The organism is Xanthobacter sp., assembly GCF_041911315.1.
GTDB lineage: Bacteria > Pseudomonadota > Alphaproteobacteria > Rhizobiales > Xanthobacteraceae > Xanthobacter > Xanthobacter aminoxidans.
In genome coordinates, this window is the sequence record NZ_JAYRPE010000069.1 from 1 (window position 1) to 5,922 (window position 5,922).

The window sequence follows — 5,922 nt, forward strand, 5'->3', positions numbered from 1 at the left end:
CGGAGGCGGGGCGCGCGGGCGGGACCGCGGCGCGGGGCGCCGGCGGTCAGTAGCCGAGCGCGGTCTCGAGCGGGCCCTTGGGCAGCGGCACCAGGAACCAGATCTCGAACATGACGAAGAGGGCGAGCGGCACGCCCACGGCGACGGGGATGATCTTCGCCACCGGGTATTTGCCGAGCCACCACATGAAGAAGGCGATGAACACCGCCGACGCGAGATAGATTCCGACGAGGAAGATCAGCCCCACATAGACCGTCGTCGGGATCAGCACCTGCATCACCGAGACGAGCTGGGAGCGATCGACGAAGTTTCCGAGGTCGGGATGGCGGCTCACCAGCGCCGTCACCAAAGTGACGGTGGAAGCGATGAACATGATGAGGCCGACATAGAAGGGGAAGTAGCCGGCCTGCGGGCCGTCCGACGCCCAGCGCGCGCCCACGCGCCAGCTGTCGGACATGACGAGGGCCGCGAGGGCCATGAAGATCAGCGCCACCGCCGCGTCCATGGTGCGGTTGGTGACGGTCTTCTCATTGTGGGCGGTGGGGGCGGAGTGTCCGCTTTCAGTGCTCATGGGATCAGATCCTTGAAGCGCCCCGCCGGTCAGGCATCCGTCTCAGGCTTCGTGCGGGGCTTCAAAACGGGGCCGGTCACGGCCGGGGCGCACGGCGGTCGCGTTCCGCGCGGCGTCCCGGATGGGCTTCCCAGATCGGCGCACAGGGTCGGCGGCCGGCCCAGCCCCGCCGTCGTGCGGCGAAGCCTCTGCCGTCCCCTGCCCTTCCCGGTGCCGGCGGCTTTGCGGCCGCTCAGGCACGGTCGGTGCGAACCTTGCGCCGCGAACCTCGTCGCCTATTTGGCGACGAAGCCCGCCTTCTCCATGAGGTCCTTGTGCGTGGCCTCGGCCTTGGTGAGCCAGGCCGAATATTCGGGACCGCTCAGGGCCGTGGTGTTGAAGGCCCCCTTCTGCATGAATTCCTGCCATTCGGGGGTGGCGCGGACCTTCTTGAACAGCTCGACGAAGTAATCGACCTGATCCTTCGTGGCATTCGGCGGCATGAGGATGCCGCGCAGCATCAGATATTCGATGTCGAGGCCGGATTCCTTGCAGGTGGGGATGTCCGCCCAGGACTTGCCGTTGGCGATGGGCTCCTTGTAGGGCAGCCGCTGGTAGTCGAACACGCAGAGCGGCTTCAGCTCGCCCGCGCGCCACTGGGACACCGCCTCGATGGGGTTGTTGACCGAGGCGGTCACGTGGCCGCCGACAAGCTGGGCCGCGACGTCGCCGCCGCCCTTGTAGGGCACGTAGATGAACTTGGCGCCGGTCTTCTGCTCGATGGCGGCGGTGATGATCTGGTCTTCCTGCTTGGAGCCGGTGCCGCCCATCTTGAAGGTCTGGTCGCCCGAGGCGGCCTTGAGCGCGGCGAGGAAGCCCTTCACGTCGTCATAGGGCGCCTTGGCGTTCACCCACAGCACGAACTCGTCGAGCGCCAGCATGGAGACCGGGGTCATGTCCTTCCAGGAGAAGGGCACGCCGGTGGCGAGCGGGGTGGTGAAGAGATTCGAGAGGGAGATGATGATCTTGTGGGGGTTCCGGTTGGAGCCCTTCACGTCGAGGAAGCCCTCGGCGCCGGCACCGCCGGACTTGTTGATGACGACGAGCGGCTGGCTCATCAGATTGTTCTTCTGGACGATGCCCTGGATCATCCGCGCCATCTGGTCGGCGCCGCCGCCGGTGCCGGCGGGAACGATGAATTCCACGGTCTTGGTGGGCTCCCAAGCCGCATGGGCCCAGGACGGCATAACGGCCGGCGCGAGCGCCGTCGTGACCGCGAGCGCAGCCGCACCTCTCCTGACGATCTTGGCGATTGCCGAATGCATCTGATTTTTCCTCCCCACGTCCGCGTTCTTTTTGGTGCGGATCGCAATTCCAGAGCTTCAATCAACCGACGCCTGTTGCGCCGGGCAAGGTCCCGAAAACATTTCTGTTCGTCGACCCCCCGGGCTTAGCCTCTATGGAGCAGACGAAAACGGGACTTCAGCCTGTTTTACATCGCGCATCTTCACCAATACGCGATTTATGCCGGCAATTTAGTTGGCGTTCCCACCGTTGCCGTTACGGCGGCTTGGCAAGAGTATAGACCAAGGGAGGGGTGTCAATTGGAATTTTCAATTCGGAATTAGGTACGTTGTATGCCACAACTTTGGAATACTGTATTCCAGTTGCGGAAGGCCGCCTCAGCGGAAGGCGGCGTAGTCCTGCGGCAGGTTTTCATCGGCACCGGAATACAGGCGCGTCATCTGCTCCGCCGCCGCCACCACGCGCCGGCCGAGGCGCTGGATGCGATCCTCGCTCATGCGCACCGCCGGGCCGGACACCGACACCGCGCCGATGGGCTCGCGCCATTCATTGAGGATGGCGGCCGCCACCGCGCGCATGCCGGGGGCATGCTCCTCCCGGTCCACGGCGAAGCCGCGCTCCAGGATTTCGGCGACATCATCCATCAGCGCCCGCTCCTCGCGGCGGGTGGCGGTGGTGAAGGGCTCGTAGCGGATCTGGGCGAGACAGGCGCCGCGAAAGGAGGGGCTCGCAGCGGCCAGCACCGCCTTGCCGGCGGCGGTGGCATGCAGCGGCAGCCGCGCGCCCAGGCGGAAGAAGGCGCGCACGGGCGCGTGGGCCTCCGCCTGCGCCACCACCACCAGCTCCATGGCATCGAACATGGCGAGGTTCACGGTCTCGTCGGTCTCGTGGAGGAGACGGCGAATCACCGGGCGGCCGATGTCCGGCAGCTTGCGGATGCGCAGATAGGCCGAGCCGATGCGGAACAGGCCGAGCCCCACGGTCCAGAGCCCGGTGGAGAGGTCGTGATTGACCAGCTGGCGCTTCTCCAGCGTGGTCAGCAGGCGGTGCACGGTGGAGACGGGCAGCTCGGCGCGCCGGGCGATCTCGGCCAGCGCCATGCCGTCCTGATCGGCCACCACGCGCAGCAGGGCGATGGCGCGGTCCAGCGACTGGACCTCGGCCCCGCCCTCCGACGCCGTGCCGGAGGCCGGCCGTCCCCTGCGCCGCGGTGCGACCTCGGTGTCCGGCATGCCGCTTTCTCCTCCCGTTTCGTTGCGTATCAAACTATCTTTCCCCTCGCGCCCGTCCACCCCGCGCGCTGCCCCTGCGTCAAATTTTCCACGTTGCGGAATTAATTTCCATAAGTATTGTGTCCGGGACTTGCCGGACGGCGGGGCTGCCCGCTAATCTGGTATACATAATACGACATAGATCGCGCTCAGCAGGGAGGATCAGCCATGAAGGTATGCATTTACGGTGCCGGAGCCATTGGCGGCTATCTGGGCGTGCAGCTCGCCCAGGCCGGCGCCGATGTCAGCCTGGTGGCCCGTGGCGGCCATCTGGAGGCCATGCAGACCAATGGCGTGAAGCTGCTCATCAATGGCGAAGAGCGCGTCGCCAAGGTGCGCGCCACCGACGACCCGCGCGAGCTGGGGCCGCAGGATTACGTCATCATCGCCCTCAAGGGCCATTCGGTGCCCGGCGTGGTGCAGCAGATGCGCCCCCTCCTCGGCAACGACACCTCCGTGGTCACCGCCGTGAACGGCGTGCCCTACTGGTACTTCTACAAGCATGGCGGGGCGCTGGAGAACCGCACCCTCGCCACCATCGATCCCGGCGCGAAGCAGTGGGAAGTGCTGCGCCCCGAGCGCGCCATCGGCTGCATCGTGTATCCCGCGACCGAGGTGGTGGCGCCCGGCGTCATCCAGCACATCTATGGCGACAAGTTCCCCCTCGGCGAACCGTCGGGCGAGATCACGCCCCGTGTCACCGCCCTCAGCCAGATGATGGAAAAGGGCGGCCTGCGCGCGCCGGTCATGACCAACATCCGCGACGAGCTGTGGCTGAAGCTGTGGGGCAACCTCTGCTTCAACCCCATCAGCGCCCTCACCCACGCCACCCTCGACCTCATCGCCGCCGATCCCGGCACCCGCGCCGTGGCCAAGGCCATGATGCTGGAAGCCAAGGCCATCGCCGAGCGCATCGGCGTCAACTTCCGCGTGGACGTGGAACGCCGCATCAACGGCGCCGGCGCCGTGGGCGCGCACAAGACCTCCATGCTCCAGGACCTGGAGCGTGACCGCCCCATGGAGATCGATCCGCTGGTCAGCGTCGTCCAGGAAATGGGCCAGATGCTGGACATGCCCACCCCCACCCTCGACGTGGTGCTCGCCCTGGTGCGCCAGCGCGCCGCCATGGCCGGCCTCGGCGGCATCCTCGCCAACCCGCCGCTGACCGCCGCCGATCTCGAGCCGCAGAAGAAGGCCGCGGTGCACTGAGACCTCCCCTCCCGATGGCCGGGTCCGCCCGGTCATCGGACGCGGCAGCAGGGTGACTTGAAAATGAAAAGGCCGGGCGCTTGCCCGGCCTTTTTCATGTCTGCGTCGCTTCAGGAAAACCGCGCGGCCCTCGATTTCACACCCGCCCTACGGACGGGAGGCGCCCCGGACGGGCGCCTTGATCGGGATGCGTTCAGTCGGCCTCGCTCTGCGCGGCAGCAGGCGAAACGGGGGAAGCGGCGTCGGCCGGCTGGCTGGCGTTCAGCGCCATGCCTGTCAGCACATAGCCCAGCACGAGAGCGGCAAACACGGCGATTCGCTTGGTCATCCTCGATCCTCAGAACTTGCGTCGCGGCTTCCGTCGCCGACGACACCCGCTTGCGGCGGTGCAGCACGAAATACGCTTCCCGTGCGGCACCGGAGCTGAATGAGTGTGTCAGCAGCGGTTCATAAAGACTGAACGGCACCGGGGTGTTCCCCGGAAATCGTCCGGGGCGTGGCCCGCCCCGCCGGCACCGCGACCGGGGTATCGCCCCCGCGACTCGACCGCAGCGAAACCGGGTTTACACCGCGCCGCGTCACGTGTCTGTGTCCTGCGAGTCACAGCGCCCTTGCGTGAACCGGGGTGGTAAAGCAGCGGTTTACGCGGTGCCGCAGCGGGGTACATCCCGGCGCAGACGCGGCGCAGGGGAGCCCCCGCCGCGGGCTGGCGAAAGGCCGCGCCGGCAGGCCCGCGCGGCGCTTTACTCGGATCGTTCCAGGCTCTAAGCGAGGGCACCTTTTCGCGACGCAGCAAGGCGCCCATGCTCCGCAAGCTCTACGACTGGATCATCGCGTATTCGTCGAAGCCGTCGGCACCCTGGGCCCTCGCCCTCGTCGCCTTTGCGGAAAGCTCGGTGTTTCCGGTACCGCCGGACGTGCTGCAGGTGCCCATGACGCTGGCGCGGCCGGACAAGGCCTGGCGCTACGCCCTCATCGCCACCATCGCCTCGGTGCTGGGCGGCCTCGTCGGCTACGCCATCGGCGCGCTGCTCTATGACAGCGTGGGCAAGTTCCTCATCGAGCTTTACGGCTACGGCCAGAAGGTCGACCAGTTCCGCGCCGCCTATGCCCATTACGGGCACTGGGTGATCCTCCTGAAGGGGCTCACGCCGATCCCGTTCAAGCTGGTCACGATCACCTCGGGCTTCGCCAACTACAGCCTGTTCTGGTTCTTCGTGCTGTCGGTGATCACCCGCGGCGCCCGCTTCTTCCTGCTGGCGGCGATCCTGTACTACTTCGGCCCGTCCGCGCGCGAGTTCATCGAGAAGCGGCTTGGCCTCGTCACGCTGGGGCTGCTGGCCGTCATCGTGATCGGACTGGTGGCGGCGGCCTATTTCGTCTGAGGCCGCCGGCCTCCCCTACTGACCTTTCGGACGCGATAGCACCGAGGCGGTGCCCGCCGACGCGCTGTCGGTGGTCGCCGTGCCGGCGCCGGCCTTGCGCTTCTGCGGCTGGGCGGGGCTCGCCGGGGTCGCGGAGGGGGCGGCGTTGGCCGATTGCTGGGCCGCCGTCTGCCCCGCAGGCGCGTTCGCGCTCGCACCGGGC

General features: G+C 67.2%; 6 protein-coding genes and 1 pseudogene. 2 read left to right on the forward strand and 5 right to left on the reverse strand.

Annotation, left to right across the window (positions count from 1 at the left end; all coding sequences use genetic code 11):
* Positions 1–46 precede the first annotated feature (46 nt).
* The 3 genes from ACE3QW_RS20130 to ACE3QW_RS20140 form a co-directional block, all read right to left on the reverse strand.
* The gene (locus tag ACE3QW_RS20130) at positions 47–571 is read right to left on the reverse strand and encodes a tripartite tricarboxylate transporter TctB family protein (RefSeq protein ID WP_029555274.1); all 525 of its coding nucleotides are present in this window, start codon (positions 569–571) and stop codon (positions 47–49) included.
* A 275-nt stretch (positions 572–846) separates the two neighbouring features.
* Positions 847–1,875 carry a tripartite tricarboxylate transporter substrate binding protein gene (locus tag ACE3QW_RS20135; protein ID WP_029555275.1) on the reverse strand — a complete coding sequence of 343 codons (1,029 nt, stop codon included), beginning with the start codon at positions 1,873–1,875 and terminating at the stop codon, positions 847–849.
* A 357-nt stretch (positions 1,876–2,232) separates the two neighbouring features.
* Complete coding sequence (locus ACE3QW_RS20140) at positions 2,233–3,087, reverse strand: IclR family transcriptional regulator (RefSeq protein ID WP_029555276.1); 855 nt, start codon at positions 3,085–3,087, stop codon at positions 2,233–2,235.
* A gap of 207 nt (positions 3,088–3,294) precedes the next feature.
* Here ACE3QW_RS20140 and ACE3QW_RS20145 point away from each other — a divergent pair, with 207 nt between their 5' ends.
* Complete coding sequence (locus ACE3QW_RS20145; protein ID WP_038192482.1) at positions 3,295–4,335, forward strand: 2-dehydropantoate 2-reductase; 1,041 nt, start codon at positions 3,295–3,297, stop codon at positions 4,333–4,335.
* A gap of 193 nt (positions 4,336–4,528) precedes the next feature.
* Here the strand turns inward: ACE3QW_RS20145 and ACE3QW_RS20150 are convergent, their stop codons facing one another.
* Positions 4,529–4,663 carry a hypothetical protein gene (locus ACE3QW_RS20150; RefSeq protein ID WP_280938294.1) on the reverse strand — a complete coding sequence of 45 codons (135 nt, stop codon included), beginning with the start codon at positions 4,661–4,663 and terminating at the stop codon, positions 4,529–4,531.
* A 475-nt stretch (positions 4,664–5,138) separates the two neighbouring features.
* Here ACE3QW_RS20150 and ACE3QW_RS20155 point away from each other — a divergent pair, with 475 nt between their 5' ends.
* Entirely contained in the window at positions 5,139–5,720 is a 582-nt protein-coding gene (locus ACE3QW_RS20155; protein ID WP_029555278.1) for a YqaA family protein, read from the forward strand.
* 15 nt (positions 5,721–5,735) lie between these two features.
* On the opposite strand, the pseudogene ACE3QW_RS20160 reads toward ACE3QW_RS20155, so the two are convergent.
* Positions 5,736–5,922 (reverse strand): annotated as a pseudogene (locus tag ACE3QW_RS20160) (hypothetical protein); the annotation flags it as partial.